Origin of the sequence: Mycobacterium sp. SMC-8 (assembly GCF_025263565.1) — a bacterium.
Classification (GTDB): Bacteria; Actinomycetota; Actinomycetes; order Mycobacteriales; family Mycobacteriaceae; genus Mycobacterium.
In genome coordinates this window covers 4,162,092-4,176,161 of the sequence record NZ_CP079865.1, presented here as the reverse complement: position 1 = coordinate 4,176,161, position 14,070 = coordinate 4,162,092, and the positions used below count along the sequence as shown (strand labels likewise).

16 protein-coding genes are annotated in these 14,070 nt (G+C 67.8%); 10 read left to right on the top strand and 6 right to left on the bottom strand.

Annotated elements, in window-relative coordinates; translation table 11 throughout:
- Window positions 1–142: 142 nt before the first annotated feature.
- From KXD97_RS33375 to KXD97_RS33360, 4 genes are read right to left on the bottom strand one after another with little or no spacing between them, the layout of a single operon-like run.
- Window positions 143–586, bottom strand: coding sequence for a sensor histidine kinase (locus KXD97_RS33375; protein ID WP_396884496.1), 444 nt, complete (start codon window positions 584–586; stop codon window positions 143–145).
- Entirely contained in the window at window positions 583–858 is a 276-nt protein-coding gene (locus KXD97_RS33370) for a GAF domain-containing protein (RefSeq protein WP_396884494.1), read from the bottom strand. The genes KXD97_RS33375 and KXD97_RS33370 overlap by 4 nt, the downstream gene beginning before the upstream one ends.
- The gene (locus KXD97_RS33365) at window positions 741–1,019 is read right to left on the bottom strand and encodes a GAF domain-containing protein (RefSeq protein ID WP_396885579.1); all 279 of its coding nucleotides are present in this window, start codon (window positions 1,017–1,019) and stop codon (window positions 741–743) included. The genes KXD97_RS33370 and KXD97_RS33365 overlap by 118 nt, the downstream gene beginning before the upstream one ends.
- The gene (locus tag KXD97_RS33360) at window positions 980–1,309 is read right to left on the bottom strand and encodes a GAF domain-containing protein (RefSeq protein ID WP_396884492.1); all 330 of its coding nucleotides are present in this window, start codon (window positions 1,307–1,309) and stop codon (window positions 980–982) included. The genes KXD97_RS33365 and KXD97_RS33360 overlap by 40 nt, the downstream gene beginning before the upstream one ends.
- A gap of 141 nt (window positions 1,310–1,450) precedes the next feature.
- Here KXD97_RS33360 and KXD97_RS20315 point away from each other — a divergent pair, with 141 nt between their 5' ends.
- The 3 genes from KXD97_RS20315 to dosR are packed head-to-tail and all read left to right on the top strand — an operon-like array spanning window position 1,451 to window position 3,945.
- Entirely contained in the window at window positions 1,451–2,440 is a 990-nt protein-coding gene (locus KXD97_RS20315) for an Acg family FMN-binding oxidoreductase (RefSeq protein WP_260751932.1), read from the top strand.
- Window positions 2,437–3,258: a universal stress protein gene (locus KXD97_RS20310; RefSeq protein ID WP_260751931.1), complete on the top strand. Its 822-nt coding sequence runs from the start codon at window positions 2,437–2,439 to the stop codon at window positions 3,256–3,258. The genes KXD97_RS20315 and KXD97_RS20310 overlap by 4 nt, the downstream gene beginning before the upstream one ends.
- 36 nt (window positions 3,259–3,294) lie before the next feature.
- Window positions 3,295–3,945 carry a hypoxia response regulator transcription factor DosR/DevR gene (dosR, locus tag KXD97_RS20305; protein WP_260751929.1) on the top strand — a complete coding sequence of 217 codons (651 nt, stop codon included), beginning with the start codon at window positions 3,295–3,297 and terminating at the stop codon, window positions 3,943–3,945.
- Between the two features lie 4 nt (window positions 3,946–3,949).
- On the opposite strand, the gene KXD97_RS20300 is transcribed toward dosR, so the two are convergent.
- Both KXD97_RS20300 and KXD97_RS20295 read right to left on the bottom strand, forming a co-directional pair.
- Window positions 3,950–4,942 carry an Acg family FMN-binding oxidoreductase gene (locus KXD97_RS20300; protein WP_260751917.1) on the bottom strand — a complete coding sequence of 331 codons (993 nt, stop codon included), beginning with the start codon at window positions 4,940–4,942 and terminating at the stop codon, window positions 3,950–3,952.
- A 94-nt stretch (window positions 4,943–5,036) separates the two neighbouring features.
- Window positions 5,037–6,701: a glycoside hydrolase family 13 protein gene (locus tag KXD97_RS20295; RefSeq protein WP_260751916.1), complete on the bottom strand. Its 1,665-nt coding sequence runs from the start codon at window positions 6,699–6,701 to the stop codon at window positions 5,037–5,039.
- A 105-nt stretch (window positions 6,702–6,806) separates the two neighbouring features.
- Between KXD97_RS20295 and KXD97_RS20290 the strand changes: the two genes are divergently transcribed.
- The 7 genes from KXD97_RS20290 to KXD97_RS20260 all read left to right on the top strand — a co-directional run bounded on the left by KXD97_RS20290 (window position 6,807) and on the right by KXD97_RS20260 (window position 14,034).
- Window positions 6,807–7,832, top strand: coding sequence for a LacI family DNA-binding transcriptional regulator (locus KXD97_RS20290; protein WP_260751915.1), 1,026 nt, complete (start codon window positions 6,807–6,809; stop codon window positions 7,830–7,832).
- A 63-nt stretch (window positions 7,833–7,895) separates the two neighbouring features.
- Window positions 7,896–9,248, top strand: coding sequence for an extracellular solute-binding protein (locus KXD97_RS20285; RefSeq protein ID WP_260751914.1), 1,353 nt, complete (start codon window positions 7,896–7,898; stop codon window positions 9,246–9,248).
- A 38-nt stretch (window positions 9,249–9,286) separates the two neighbouring features.
- On the top strand, window positions 9,287–10,210 hold the full coding sequence (locus KXD97_RS20280) for a carbohydrate ABC transporter permease (RefSeq protein ID WP_313901388.1): 924 nt from the start codon (window positions 9,287–9,289) through the stop codon (window positions 10,208–10,210).
- Window positions 10,207–11,034: a carbohydrate ABC transporter permease gene (locus tag KXD97_RS20275; protein ID WP_260751911.1), complete on the top strand. Its 828-nt coding sequence runs from the start codon at window positions 10,207–10,209 to the stop codon at window positions 11,032–11,034. Before KXD97_RS20280 ends, KXD97_RS20275 begins: the two co-directional genes overlap by 4 nt.
- Window positions 11,035–11,038: 4 nt before the next feature.
- Window positions 11,039–12,238, top strand: coding sequence for an ABC transporter ATP-binding protein (locus KXD97_RS20270; RefSeq protein WP_260751908.1), 1,200 nt, complete (start codon window positions 11,039–11,041; stop codon window positions 12,236–12,238).
- 19 nt (window positions 12,239–12,257) lie between these two features.
- Window positions 12,258–13,520: a DUF4032 domain-containing protein gene (locus KXD97_RS20265; protein ID WP_260751906.1), complete on the top strand. Its 1,263-nt coding sequence runs from the start codon at window positions 12,258–12,260 to the stop codon at window positions 13,518–13,520.
- A gap of 112 nt (window positions 13,521–13,632) precedes the next feature.
- Window positions 13,633–14,034 carry a molybdopterin-binding protein gene (locus tag KXD97_RS20260; RefSeq protein ID WP_260751905.1) on the top strand — a complete coding sequence of 134 codons (402 nt, stop codon included), beginning with the start codon at window positions 13,633–13,635 and terminating at the stop codon, window positions 14,032–14,034.
- Window positions 14,035–14,070 lie beyond the last annotated feature (36 nt).

Here is a 14,070-nt window from a genome sequence, read left to right as displayed (position 1 = left end):
CGACAGAACCGGCGTTATCCAACCGTTGTGAAGGAGAGGCGATCCCGTCACAGAACGTAGCGGCTTCCCAGCGCGCACAAACCACCGTCACGCTGGCCAGACGCGGCGGTACAGCACGGATGCCGCGTCACCGGTCCGGTGGTCACGGCAGCGGCGCGCGCCACGTCAGGACGGTCCCGCCCTCGGGGACGGGTTGGACCGCGAAGCTACCCCCGGCGTCGCGGGCGCGCTGCGCGAGATTGGCCAGCCCGCTGCCGGTGACGTCGGCCCCAATTCCGCGGCCGTCGTCACGGACGTCGATCACCAGATCGTCGTCAACGGCGATCGTCACCGCGACGACAGTGGATCCGGAGTGGCGAACAGCGTTGCTGACCGCTTCGCGCACGATAGCCTCGGCATGGTCTGCCGGCGCGGCATTCACGACCGACAGCGGTCCGGCGGACTGCACCGACGCACGGATTCCCGAGCCCGGAAACGCCGCGACCGCCCCATCGAGTCGCTGGCGCAACCGGGGGATTGGTCGACGATCCGCCGTGCAGGTCGAAGATCGTCGTACGGATCTCCTCAATGACCTCCTGGAGGTCATCCACGGAATCCGAAAGCCGCTGCCGCACTCAGTTCCCGCATTCTGCGCTGAGCGCCGGCCAACTGCCACACCAGTGCGGCCTGATCGGCGAACGCCGCCATCATGTCGAGGTCGTCGGACCGGAACGGTTGCGCGCCAACATCTCTGACGGCGATCAACACGCCAGAAACGGCGTCGACGGCCCGTAACGGGAGCACCAGCGCCGGTCCCGCCGCGCGGGGTCGGTCCCGGACAGCAACTCGGTGCCGATGTCGCGCGTGGTCGCGATCCATTCCTGACGGGCGCGCGACTGCTCGTAGAGCCGGGCGTTCTCGATCGCAATGCTCGCCGCCGCCAACGCCTGTACCAGCACCTCGTCGTCTTCGCTGAACGGCTCACCACCTATCTTGTCGGTCAGATACAGGTTGCCGAACACCTCGTCGCGGATGCGCACCGGGGCCCGAGGAAAGTGCGCATCGGCGGATGGTTGGGCGGGAATCCCACGGAGGCCGCGTGCGCCGAGATATTTTCCAGCCGAATCGGTTTGGGGTCGTCGATCAGCACCCCGAGCACTCCCCGGCCTTCCGGCAGGTGCCCGATCAGCTGGGCGTCGACGAGGTTGATCGCGGTATGCACGATGGTGCGCAGCGTGTCGTCGAGTTCCAGGCCGCCAAGCCGGTCGCGGCCCCTGATGATCCGCTCCACCCGGTCCTGCACCTCGGCGAGCAGCTCACGCAACCTCAACTGGACAAAGTGCCCCGCAGCGCACCCACTCCACCGTCAGTGCACCACGGTGTCGGCCGTTCTGTGATGTGGTTGAGGACCATTGACCCTGGTCCTCGACGCGTGGGGCGCGCAGTGTGGAGGTGAATCGAAGGGAGCCTGATGACTGCGACACGTGTGCACACCGCGGCGATCGTCGACGCACTGCAATTGGCGTGCCGGGCACCGTCTCTGCACAACAGTCAACCGTGGCGGTGGGTCGCCGGTGACCACGCAGTCGACCTGTTCGCCGACCCGGCGCGGCTGATCCGCGCCGCCGACGCCACCGGGCGTGAGGCGTTGATCAGCTGTGGGGCCGCGCTCGACCACTTCAGGGTCGCGATGGCCGCCGCCGGATGGGCCACCAGTGTGCAGCGCTTCCCCGACCCCGCAGATCCCCACCACCTGGCCCGGATCGAGTTCAGCTCGACCGCGGTCTCCGACGAGCAGAAGCGTCGCGCCGACGCGATTCTGCTGCGACGCAGTGACCGCCTTCCCATGGCGGCGCCTCCGGACTGGGAGCGGCTCATCGACGCCCTCACCGCCGCGACCCGGCATACCCCGGCCCGGCTGGACGCCGTCGCCGACGACGTTCGCAGCCCGCTGGCCGAGGCCTCGCACCTGGCCGAGGTGGTGCGCCTCTACGATGCCCGTTACCATGCCGAGATCGATTGGTGGACAGCGGAATTCAGCGCCTCCGAGGGGATTCCGCGCAGCGCCCTGATCGCGGCGACGGACAGCGATCGGGTACACGTCGGGCGCGCCTTCCCCGTCAGCGGTGCACGAGAAAGCCACAGCCGGCCCGACGAGGACCGCGCGGGGATCCTCGTGCTGTCCACCGACGACGACTCCGCCGAGAGCGTATTGCGTTGCGGCGAAGCACTGTCGGCCGTGCTGCTCGAGGCCACGATATTGGGCCTGGCGACATGCACCGTCACACACATCACCGAGGTGCCCGAGGGGCGCGACGTGGTCGCCTCGTTGATCGGAAGCACCGCCAGTCCGCAGGCGCTGGTACGGGTCGGACTGACCCCGACAATGGATGCCGCGCCGCCGCCCACTCCCCGCCGGGCCGTTCGGGACGTGCTCGAAATCCGCGGAGGCGCATCATGACCGAGGCACAGCCCAGCCCCTACATCGTCGTCGGGATCGACGGCTCCCCGGCCGCCGTGGACGCCGCGCTGTGGGCGATCGACCAGGCCGTCGACCGCGATGTTCCCCTGCGGTTGGTGTACGTCATCGACACCCAGGACGGTGAGGTCGACCCGCACGACCAGTCCCGCCGCATCGCCACCGCGGACGTCTCCCTGCGCCACGCGCTGACCGCCGTGGAGGCTGCCCAGCGACCCGTCAAGATCGAGGTCGAGATTCTGCAGGGCAGGCCGGTTCCGACTCTGCTGGAGGCGGCTCGAACGGCGGCGATGTTGTGTGTCGGCGCTCGCGGACTCAGGCATTCGACCCAGGGCCGGATCGGGTCGACCGCGACGGCCCTGTCGGCGTCCGCCCACTGCCCGGTGGCGATCGTGCGCGCCCACCGGCCGCACCACCGTCAGGATCGCTTCGTGGTCATCGAACTCAACAACAGTGCCGCCAGTTCTGAGGTGATGCGGCGCGGTCTGGACGAAGCTCGCCGCCGGAAGGCGCCGGTGCGCGTGCTGACCCCGGCGCGACCCCACCCCGAGGCCAGAATCCACTGGGACCGCCGACTGGCCGAATGGCAGCGCGCCTATCCGGATGTGGAGATCGTGCCGGTCGGCGATCACGGCGACACCCTCGACTATCTCGCCGCGCACGGCGACACCGTCCAACTCGTGGTCGCGGCCCGAAACCGCCCCGGCGGCGTGGCGGCTCTGGTGGGACCTCCCGGCAATGCCGCCCTTCGCGACACGGATTGTTCGATACTGGTGTGCGAACCGCACAACGCTCTATGACCGGGCGCCGGCCCGTTGGGGGGATGACGTCGCGACATGGTGAGGGTTTTCCTGGTAGACGACCATGAAGTGGTACGGCGCGGGTTGATCGATCTGCTCGGGAGTGACCCCGAGCTCGACGTGATCGGAGAGGCCGGGTCGGTGGCCGAGGCGATGACCCGGATCCCGGCACTGCAGCCCGACGTGGCGGTCCTCGACGTCCGCCTGCCCGACGGCAACGGCATCGAGTTGTGTCGCGATCTGCTCTCCCGGCTTCCCGACCTGCGCTGCCTGATGCTGACCTCGTTCACGTCCGACGAAGCGATGCTCGACGCGATCCTGGCCGGCGCGAGCGGCTACGTCGTCAAGGACATCAAAGGCATGGAACTCGCCCAGGCCATCAAGGAGGTCGGAGCCGGCCGCTCCCTGCTGGACAATCGGGCTGCCGCGGCGCTGATGGCCCGGCTGCGCGGAGACAGCGACCCCTCCGACCCGCTCTCGGGTCTGACCGAGCAGGAGCGGGTGTTGCTCGACCTGCTCGGAGAGGGTCTGACGAACAAGCAGATCGCCGCTCGGATGTTCCTCGCCGAGAAGACGGTCAAGAACTACGTGTCGCGGCTGCTCGCGAAATTGGGCATGGAACGTCGCACCCAGGCCGCGGTGTTTGTCTCCAAACTCGAACGGCACCGCCACGCCGACGGCGGCTGACCACTCACCTCAGCGGCGAACCATCAAGGCGCGCAGCAATTTCACCCAATTCGCGGCGCGGCGTCGGCGGCAGCGGGTCGGCGTTCACCGGTGCCCACCCCACCCGAAGCAGCATCTGTGCGTATCCGTCGGCACCGAACACGTCGCGGCGCACGGCCTCCCGGGTGTCGGCGATCTCCAGCGGTTCGGTGATCGGGCAGCTCGCCAGTCCGAGGGCTGTCGCGCTCAGCAGCGCGATGCTGGTCGCCTCCCCCGCGCGCAACCACGACAGCCGGTCGTCCTCGCGGGTGCCCAGGGCGAGCACCGCCGCGTTCTCCTCAGCGGCATCGACCTGCGGACTCTGCGGCAGCACGCCTCCGGCGAACGCGCGCAACGGAACCGGCCCCGTCCCGTCGGTGGTGGGAACGCTGTGGGCGGGCACCCCCGCCGTGGCGGCGTACCGGCCGCTCCAGGCGGCCAGCTCGGCGAGGTAACCCTGGTCGCTCGCGTGTGCGAACGCGGCGGCGTTCACCAGCCGTTTCAGGTTCACCAGATCATCGACCCGCCGCAGCATCACCCCGGCCCGGGCGGCACGCGCGCCCATCAACGCGATATCCCCGCGCGGCACCGGCCATGAGCTGTAGTGCCGACGATCGGTGCGGCGACGCGGGATCGCGGCGGCCAGCGTCACATCGAGCTCGGCCGCCGGATAGCGGTGCAGAACCAGCGCGGCAAGATGATCGGGTTCGGCCGGGTTGGGGAACCGGTGCACCTTGGACTGCCAGCCGAGCGCGGCCAACGCCACCACACAGTGGTTGAGCGCCGCGCCGCAGCTGAGCATCAGGTCGCGGCCGTCGGGATCGGTGTGGGGCAGCAGCAGATCCGGGTTCGCGTACAGATGGATGGTGTGCTCACCGACACGCCACTGCCACGGTTGTGAGTTGTGCACCGAGGGGGCACGACTCGCCAACGACAGCGCCGACCGCAGGGTCTCGCCGCCCGGAAAATTGCTACTCATCGCTTCGTCTCCACGTCAGGAGTTGTCGTCTCCATCAAGGGTGCTTCGGAAGCGGTTCTCAGGGTGAGGGCACAAAGACCCTTTAAGGAGTGACTTACTTCAACCAGACCGCGGTGTCGGGTGCAAGCGTGCCGCCCACGTCAGGTTCGGAGGACAGCACCACCGTCGCCCCCGCGGGCAACCGCACGGTGGTGTCGCCGGTGTTGACCCAACACTGCGTGCCCCCGCGCTCGAACGCCGCGACGCCGGGCGCAACCTCGGTCCACGTGACGTCCCCGGCGTCGCGCCACAGCGCCGGGCGCAGCTGCAGGGCGGCGCGGTAGAGGTTCAGCGTCGACGCCGGATCGCGGTCCTGCGCCTGGACGCTGTGTTCGGCCCAGTGCTCGGGTTGCGGCAGCCACGTCTCGGTTTCCGGATGGGCGGCGAAGCCGTAGGGCGCCGAGGTTTCGGTCCACGGCAACGGAATTCGACAGCCGTCCCGACCCACATCGGTGAAGCCGGACTGCACCCAGGTGGGGTCCTGGCGCGCATCGGCGGGAAGCTCCTCGATCTCCTCGAGCGCGAGTTCCTCGCCTTGGTAGACGTACGCCGTACCGGGCAGCGCCAGCTGTACGAGCGCGGCGGCCCGGGCGCGCCGGCGCCCCAAGACGTGGTCGGCCGCCTCCCCGCCCCAACGTCCCCGCTCCCAGTCGGTGTCGATCAGATGTGCCGGCTGCGACCGGGAGAACCGCGTCACGGTGCGGGTGACATCGTGGTTGGACAGCACCCACGTCGGCGGTGCACCGACCGACGCGGCTGAGCGGATCGCATCGTCGATGACCTTGCGCATCAGCTCCGCTCGCCACGGGGTGCGCAGGAAGTCGAACTGGAATGCGGTGTGCAGTTCGTCGGCGCGCAGGTAACGGGCCAGCCGCTCATTGCTGGGCACCCACGCCTCGGCGATGAAGATCCGTTCCGGCGTGTAGCGGTCGGCCACCGCGCGCCAGCCCCGGTAGATCTCGTGCACCCCGTCCTGGTCCCACGCGGGGTGCCGGGACTGAGTGTGCAGCAACGCCTGCGGTTCATCGTCGGTGCTCACACCGTCGGGGAGACCGGCCTCTTTGACCAGACCGTGCGCGACGTCGATGCGGAAGCCGTCGACACCCCGGTCGAACCAGAACGCCAGGATGTCCTCGAACTCGGCGCGCACCTCGTCGTTGGCCCAGTTGAGATCCGGCTGGGCGGGCGCGAACAGGTGCAGGTACCACTGACCTTTCAGGGGACCTTCCTCCACCCGGGTCCAGGCAGGCCCACCGAACACGCTCTGCCAGTTGTTCGGCGGTGACGCGCCGTCGGCGCCCCGGCCGGGCCCGAAGTGGTACCGCCGGCGCGCACGCGGGTCGCCGGCGAGGGCGGCCTGGAACCACGAGTGCCGGTCGGAGGTGTGGTTGGGCACGATGTCGAGGATCACGCGGACACCCAGATCGTGCGCCTCGACGATCAGCGCCTGAGCCTCGTCCAGCGTGCCGTAGTCGGGTTCGATGTCGCGGTAGTCGGCGACGTCGTAGCCGGCGTCGGCCATCGGTGACGGGTACCACGGGTTGATCCAGATCGCGTCGACGCCGAGCCGGGCCAGGTAGGGCAACCGTGCCCGCAGGCCCGCGATGTCGCCGATGCCGTCGCCGTTTCCGTCGGCGAAGCTGCGGATGTAGACCTGGTAGACGACGGCGGTCTGCCACCACGACTGTTCGGGGGCCACTGGGCGAACTCCTCCGGGCATGAGCGTACGTAAACGTTTTCTCGCCCAGATTCCCGTTTTCAAAGGAATTTGTCAATCAGAATTCCTCTTACGTAAATACTTACGTACGGTTATTCTGGTCACCCTATGATCCCCAGGCAGACCGTCAACATGACCGACGTGGCGCGCCGGTCCGGGGTGTCCATCGCCTCGGTCTCCCGCGCGCTGCGCGGCGAGGCCGGCGTCTCCCCCGCCACCCGCGACCGCATCCTCGCCGCGGCGCGGGACCTTTCCTACGTCGTGTCCCCGGAGGCCTCGCGCCTGTCGGGCGGACCCACCGGCCGCGTCGGGGTGATCGTCCCCCGGATCGACGCGTGGTTCTACTCGACGATCCTCGCGGGAATCGCCGATGAGTTCGACACCGTCGGTGTGGATCTGGTGCTGTGCACGGTGCCCGATTCGGGCGCGCGGCATCGCTTCTTCGAAGCGCTTCCGTTGCGTCGCAAGGTCGACGCGGCGATCGTGGTGTCGCTTCCCCTGTCCACCCGTGAGCACACCCGGCTGGAGCAGCTCGCGGTGCCCACGGTGTTCGTCGGCGGGCATCGCGCCAGGGATCACCGGCCGTGGATCGGCATCGACGACGAGCGCGCCGCACAGCAGGCCGTCGGCCACCTGGTGCGGATCGGCCATCGCGACATCGCGATGATCCAGGCCGCCGACGACACCGACATCCCATGGGCCACCGACCAGGCCCGCATCCGGGGGTTCCACTCGCAGCTGCACGAGGCCGGATTGCCCGACCCGACCGTGGTGACGGTGAAGTGGAGCATCGACGGCGGGGCCCACGGCATGGAGACGCTGCTGAGCCAGGACCGCCTGCCCACTGCGGTCTTCTGCCACTCCGACGAGATCGCGCTTGGCGCGCTGCGCACCCTACGACGCGCTGGAATCACTGTGCCCCAGCAGATTTCGGTGATCGGGGTGGATGATCATCCCTCCGCCGACATCAGCGATCTGACGACGGTCGCGCAACCGGTGCGCGAGCAGGGCAGGCTCGCGGCACGCGCGGTGCTCGACCGACTCGACGACGGAGAGGCCGCCGAAACCATGTCTGCGGTGACCACATTGCCGACCAGGCTGGTCATCCGCGGATCCACCGCCCCGCCGCGCTGACACCGCTGCCCCACCGAGCCTGTGAGGTGTGACACACTCACATACGTACCGAATGTGCTGCCCGTGGCCCTCATCGGAGACCACAACTTCATAGACGAGGACGTGATGAAACGAAATCAGTTCGCCCGCGGGCGACGGCGTCGTGCGATCGCGCTGGCCACTGCGCCCCTGATCGCGGCGACGGTGCTGTCCGGCTGCGGCAGCGAGGGCGGTCCCCCGACGCTGACGTGGTACATCCTCCCCGACAACGGCGGCTCCGCGGCGCGCGCAGAGCAATGCGCGGAGGCCTCCGGCGGCGCCTACCAGGTGCGCATCGAATCGCTGCCGAGCACCGCGACCGCCCAGCGTGAACAGATGGTGCGCCGACTGGCCGCCGGTGATTCGTCGATCGATCTGGTGAGCATGGACGTGGTGTTCACGGCTGAATTCGCCAACGCCGGATTCCTGCGCCCGTACACCCCCGAGGAAGCGCAGCGGCTCACCGCGGGAATGCTGCCCGCCCCCATCGAGACCGGAATGTGGGAGGACACGCTCTACGGGGCGCCTTACAAGTCCAACGCCCAGTTGCTCTGGTACCGCAAGTCGGCCGCCGCCGCGGCCGGGGTGGATCCCGCCTCGCCGACGTTCACCTGGGACGAGATGCTCAAAGCAGCTGTGAGCCAACAGAAGAAAATCGCCGTCCAGGCCCAGCGCTACGAGGGCTACACGGTGTGGATCAACGCGCTGGTCCTCTCCGGCGGCGGCGAGTTGCTGCAGGACATGCAAGCCGGCCGCAACGCCAAACCGTCGCTGGACACCCCGCCCGGTTTGAAGGCCGCCGAGATCGTCGGCAACCTCGGCCGCTCCCCGGCCGCGCCCGCCGACCTGTCCAACGCGTCGGAGGAGCAGGCACGCGCGAACTTCCAGTCCGATGAGGGCATGTTCATGGTCAACTGGCCGTATGTGCTCGCCGCCGCGCGCAGCGCCGCCGAAGAAGGAACGCTGCCCCAGGCGGTGGTCGACGACATCGGCTGGGCCCGCTATCCGAGGGTGTCCCCCGACCGTGCGAGCGCGCCGCCGCTGGGCGGGGCGAACCTGGGCATCGGGGCCTACACCGAGCACCCCGAGCAGGCCGTCGCACTCGTCGAGTGCATCAACGCCGAGCCGAAGGCCACCCAGTACATGCTCGACGAAAGTGAGCCGTCGCCGTACGCCGCCTCGTACGACGATCCCCAGATCCGGGAGACCTACGAGAACGCCGACCTGATCCGAGAGTCCATCGGCGACGGCGGCCCCCGCCCGCCGACCCCGTTCTACACCGACATCTCGGGCGCGATCCAGCAGACCTGGCATCCGCCGGACGCAGTGAACGCCCAAACCCCGGAAAGGACAGACCAATTCATGGCTGACGTGCTGGCGGGGAGGCGGCTGCTGTGACCGCCCGGGCGAGCGAAGCGACGGGGGTGAGTGGCGCCGTGCAGAACGGGTCCATCCAGAAGGAACCAGGCACCCCCTCGGTCAGTGAGCGGGTCAAGGGCGAACGCCGCCTCGGCCTCTACCTGACGGCACCGTCGTATGTGGTGATGCTGCTCGTCACCGCCTATCCCCTCGGTTACGCGCTGGTCTTGTCGCTGTACAACTTCCGGCTCACCGATCCCGAGGGCCGCAGCTTCGTCGGGCTGAGCAACTACCTGGTGATCCTGACCGACCCCGTGTGGTGGAACGACTTCGTCACCACGCTGGCGATCACCGTGGTCACCGTGGCCATCGAGTTGGTGCTCGGGTTCTGGTTCGCGTTCGTGATGCTGCGCATCGTGCGGGGACGTGGTCCGTTGCGGACCGCGATCCTGATCCCGTACGGCATCGTCACCGTGGTGTCGGCGTTCATCTGGCGCTACGCGTTCGCCATCGACTCCGGCTTTGTCAACCAGTGGCTGAACCTGACCGATTTCGACTGGTTCGGCGACCGCTGGTCGGCCATCTTCGTGATCTGCCTCTCGGAGATCTGGAAGACCACGCCGTTCATCTCGCTGCTATTGCTGGCCGGGCTGGTACAGGTGCCCGAGGACATGCAGGAGGCCGCCAAGGTCGACGGCGCCACCGCATGGCAGCGGCTGTGGAAGGTCACGCTGCCGAACATGAAGGCTGCGATCATGGTGGCGCTGTTGTTCCGGACGCTGGACGCCTGGCGGATCTTCGACAACCCGTACGTGATGACCGCCGGCGCCAACAACACCGAGACCATCTCGTTTTTGGCCTATCGGCAGAACGTCACCCTGGTGAACCTCGGTATGGGATCGGCGGTCTCGGTGCTGTTGTTCCTGTCGGTGGTGGCCATCGCCTGGATATTCATCAAGGTCTTCAAGACCGACCTCTCGCAAGTCAGGGGTGACCAGTGACCAAGAACACCAAGTGGTGGACGATCGCCGGCATCGTCATCGTCATCTACAGCTTCGTGCCGATACTGTGGATGATCAGCCTGGCGTTCAAGCCGCCGTCCGACATCGTCTCCGGCAATCCGTCATTCCTGCCGAGCTCGATCACGTTCGACAACTTCGCCCAGATCTTCAGCCAGCCGCTGTTCACCCGGGCGCTGATCAACTCGATCGGGATCGCGGTAATCGCGACGATCATCTCGGTGGTCATCGCGATGTTCGCCGCCTATGCCATCGCCCGGCTGGAGTTCCCCGGCAAGAAGCTGCTCCTTTCACTGGCACTGGGTATCGCGATGTTCCCGCAGGCCGCGCTGGTGGGTCCGCTGTTCGACATGTGGCGCGGCCTGGGCATCTACGACACCTGGCTCGGCTTGATCATCCCGTACCTGACCTTCGCGCTACCGCTGTCGATCTGGACGATGTCGGCGTTCTTCCGTCAGATCCCCTGGGAGATGGAGCACGCCGCCCAGGTCGACGGCGCCACCCAGTGGCAGGCGTTCCGCAAGGTCATCGTCCCGCTGGCCGCACCGGGAGTGTTCACCACCGCGATTCTGACGTTCTTCTTCTGCTGGAACGACTTCCTGTTCACGATCTCGCTGACGTCCACCGACAGCGCCCGCACGGTTCCCGCCGCGCTCGCCTTCTTCCAGGGCGCGTCGTACTTCGAATCCCCCGTCCCCTACATCATGGCCGCGTCGGTGATCGTGACGATCCCCGTCGTGATCCTGGTTCTCATCTTCCAGCGGCGCATCGTCGCCGGTCTCACCTCCGGAGCAGTGAAGGGATAGCCCCATGGCAGCAATCACCATGCGCAATATCGTCAAGAGGTACGGTGACGGGTATCCGGCGGTCAACGATGTGAGCCTCGACATCGCCGACGGTGAGTTCATGATCCTGGTGGGACCGTCGGGTTGCGGCAAGTCCACCCTGCTCAGGATGATCGTCGGCCTGGAGGACATCACGTCCGGGGACATGCTGATCGGTGACACACGCGTCAACGACAAGGCGCCCCGTGACCGCAACCTGGCCATGGTGTTCCAGAACTATGCGCTCTATCCGCATCTGACGGTGTTCGAGAACGTCGCATTCCCACTCCGGTTGGCGGGCAAGCTGTCCGACGAGGAGATCCGCAAACGGGTCAACGATGCGGCCGCGACGTTGGAGCTCGGTGAGCACCTCGACCGCAAACCCGCCAACCTGTCCGGCGGTCAGCGCCAGCGGGTGGCGATGGGACGCGCCATCGTGCGCGAGGCCGATGCGTTCCTGTTCGACGAGCCGTTGAGCAACCTCGACGCCAAGCTGCGCGGCCAGATGCGCACCGAGATCCTGCGGCTGCAGCGCAAACTGGGCGTCACCACCGTCTACGTCACGCACGATCAGACCGAGGCGATGACGCTCGGCGATCGCGTCGCGGTGTTGAAAAAAGGTGTCCTGCAACAGGTCGCCAGCCCTCGCGAGCTTTACGACCAGCCGGTGAACCTGTTCGTCGCGGGCTTCATCGGGTCCCCGCCGATGAACTTCGTCCCTGCGCGGGTGCAAGGCAACGAGATCGAGCTGCCTTTCGCGACGGTGCCGCTGCGCGACGAGTGGCGCGAGACGGTGGAGGACGGGAAGGTCTACATCGCGGGGATCCGGCCGGGGGCCTTCGAGGATGCGGAGTTCGTCGACGGCGACAAGGCCTCGCGCGGTGTCACTTTCGAGGTCGAGATCGACGTCACCGAATGGCTGGGCAACGAACAGTACGCGTTCGTGCCGTTCGACACGACAGCCGAGATCTCCGGTCAGCTGGCCGAGCTGGCCAGCGAGCTCGACAGCGAGCAGCTGCGCACGCAAATCTGCGTCGAACTCGACCCGCTGAGCCGGGTGCGCGCGGGGGACAAGGCCACCCTGTGGCTGGACTCCGCACGGCTGCATCTTTTCGACCCGCAGTCCGGCGACAACCTCACCAGGGTCAGCGAGTCCAGCGGCCGGCACGCGGCGGCAACCGGCTGAGCCGACAGCCGCCACGGCGATGGCCGCCCCCGAGTTGCGGCTGCGTGCCCCGCGGCCAGGACTGATCGCGCTGCCCTGGGAGCGTCCGCTCGCCGACTGGACGGCACCTGAGGTTCCGCTGCGCGAGATCGCGGTCGGGCCGAGCCGGCACCTGGTCAGGTTCGTCGAATGCGACGGCGAACTGTGGGCGCTCAAGGAGCTGCCGCCGCGTATCGCCGGGCGCGAGTACGGCGTGCTGAGCCGCCTCGAGGAGATGGGTCTCAACGCCGTGCGGCCGGCGGGCCTGGTGTTCCAGCCGGATTTCGACACCGCGATCCTGCTGACCCGCTACCTCACCGGCTCGTGGCAGTACCGCCGGCTGTTCATGCGGCTGCCACCGGATGCGCCCAAACACCGGGCGCGCCTGTTCGACGCGATGGCCACGCTGTTGGTGGAGTTGCACCGGCACGGGGTGTTCTGGGGCGACTGCTCGCTGGCGAACACGTTGTTCTCCCGCGACGGGCAGGTGTTGCAGGCATTCCTCGTCGACGCCGAAACCAGCGAGGTGCACCCGACCCTGTCCGACGGGCAGCGTGCCCACGACATCGACATCACCGTCGAGAATGTCGCCGCCGGCCTGCTGGACATGGCGGCAAGTCTCGAAAGACCGGAGCTACAGCCGGGTTTCATCCAGGAGGCCATCGAGATCCGGGAACGCTACGAGCAGCTGTGGGGATTGTTGAGCGCCGAGCCGACGTTCGGGTTTGCCGACCGCTACCGGGTCGAGGGCACGATTCGCAAACTCAACGAGGCGGGCTTCGCCGTCGACGAGGTGTCGCTGCAGCCCGTCAGTACCGGTGCCGACGAACTGCGCCTGCATGTCGCCGTCGGCGACCGCAACTTCCACGCCGACCAGTTGCGGCGGCTGACCGGACTGGACGTCGGCGAGGGGCAGGCGCGGATCCTGCTCGGCGACCTGCACGCCTACCAGGCGCAGTTGTGCCAGGAGGCCGGATACGACGTCGACGAGCGCACCGCCGCGCAGCTGTGGGTGATGGAGGTGGCCACTCCGATGATGCACCGGGCCCACTCGGCGATCGGGGGCACCGGAACCCCGATCCAGGCCTACTGCGATCTGCTGGAGGTCCGATGGCTGCTTTCCGAACGCGCCGGCCACGACGTCGGCACCGAACGCGCGCTGCACGCTTTGGCGCGCAAGGTCGTGCCGTCGGAGTCGGCCGCGCAGTTGATGGTGGTCGAAGAACCCACCGAACCGTTCTCGGTGCTCGAGGACGACGACTGACGGTCACGACACCTGGCGCAGCGCGACACTCCCGACCCCACGAATCCGCAGAAGCGGATGCAATGGCATCATTGACCCGCATACACGGATAGCTGACGCCTCGGGAGGGTTCATGCCGAACATCCGGATCCGGGATGCCGCCACTCTGCTGGGCGTCAGCGACGACACCGTGCGGCGCTGGATCGACAGCGGCAGCCTGCCCGCGGTCAAGGATGCCGCCGGCCGCAAAGCCGTCGACGGGAAGGCGCTCGCCGAGTTCGCGCGCGAGCACGCTTCTCCCCCGCCGGATCCGCTCGGCGTGGGTAGCTCGGCACGCAACCGGTTCGTCGGGCTGGTCACGAAGGTGACCGCCGATCAGGTGATGAGCGAAGTACAGATGCAGTGCGGCCCGTTCACGGTGGTGTCACTGATGAGCACCGAGTCCGCGCGCCAGCTCGGACTCGAGCCCGGCGTCGTGGCCGTCGCCGTGGTCAAGGCGACCACCGTCATCGTCGAGACGGCCGAGGTGCCATGAAAGCCGTTGCCGCCGTTGTGCTGTGCGGCCTGGCCG

What these genes read in the sequence shown, in the direction of transcription:
- KXD97_RS33375 (WP_396884496.1), bottom strand. Translation starts at nt 586, where the DNA reads ATGACCTCCAGGAGGTCATTGAGGAGATCCGTACGACGATCTTCGACC.
- KXD97_RS33370 (WP_396884494.1), bottom strand. Translation starts at nt 858, where the DNA reads ATGGATCGCGACCACGCGCGACATCGGCACCGAGTTGCTGTCCGGGAC.
- KXD97_RS20315 (WP_260751932.1), top strand. Translation starts at nt 1,451, where the DNA reads ATGACTGCGACACGTGTGCACACCGCGGCGATCGTCGACGCACTGCAA.
- KXD97_RS20310 (WP_260751931.1), top strand. Translation starts at nt 2,437, where the DNA reads ATGACCGAGGCACAGCCCAGCCCCTACATCGTCGTCGGGATCGACGGC.
- dosR (WP_260751929.1), top strand. Translation starts at nt 3,295, where the DNA reads ATGGTGAGGGTTTTCCTGGTAGACGACCATGAAGTGGTACGGCGCGGG.
- KXD97_RS20300 (WP_260751917.1), bottom strand. Translation starts at nt 4,942, where the DNA reads ATGAGTAGCAATTTTCCGGGCGGCGAGACCCTGCGGTCGGCGCTGTCG.
- KXD97_RS20295 (WP_260751916.1), bottom strand. Translation starts at nt 6,701, where the DNA reads ATGCCCGGAGGAGTTCGCCCAGTGGCCCCCGAACAGTCGTGGTGGCAG.
- KXD97_RS20290 (WP_260751915.1), top strand. Translation starts at nt 6,807, where the DNA reads ATGATCCCCAGGCAGACCGTCAACATGACCGACGTGGCGCGCCGGTCC.
- KXD97_RS20270 (WP_260751908.1), top strand. Translation starts at nt 11,039, where the DNA reads ATGGCAGCAATCACCATGCGCAATATCGTCAAGAGGTACGGTGACGGG.
- KXD97_RS20265 (WP_260751906.1), top strand. Translation starts at nt 12,258, where the DNA reads ATGGCCGCCCCCGAGTTGCGGCTGCGTGCCCCGCGGCCAGGACTGATC.
- KXD97_RS20260 (WP_260751905.1), top strand. Translation starts at nt 13,633, where the DNA reads ATGCCGAACATCCGGATCCGGGATGCCGCCACTCTGCTGGGCGTCAGC.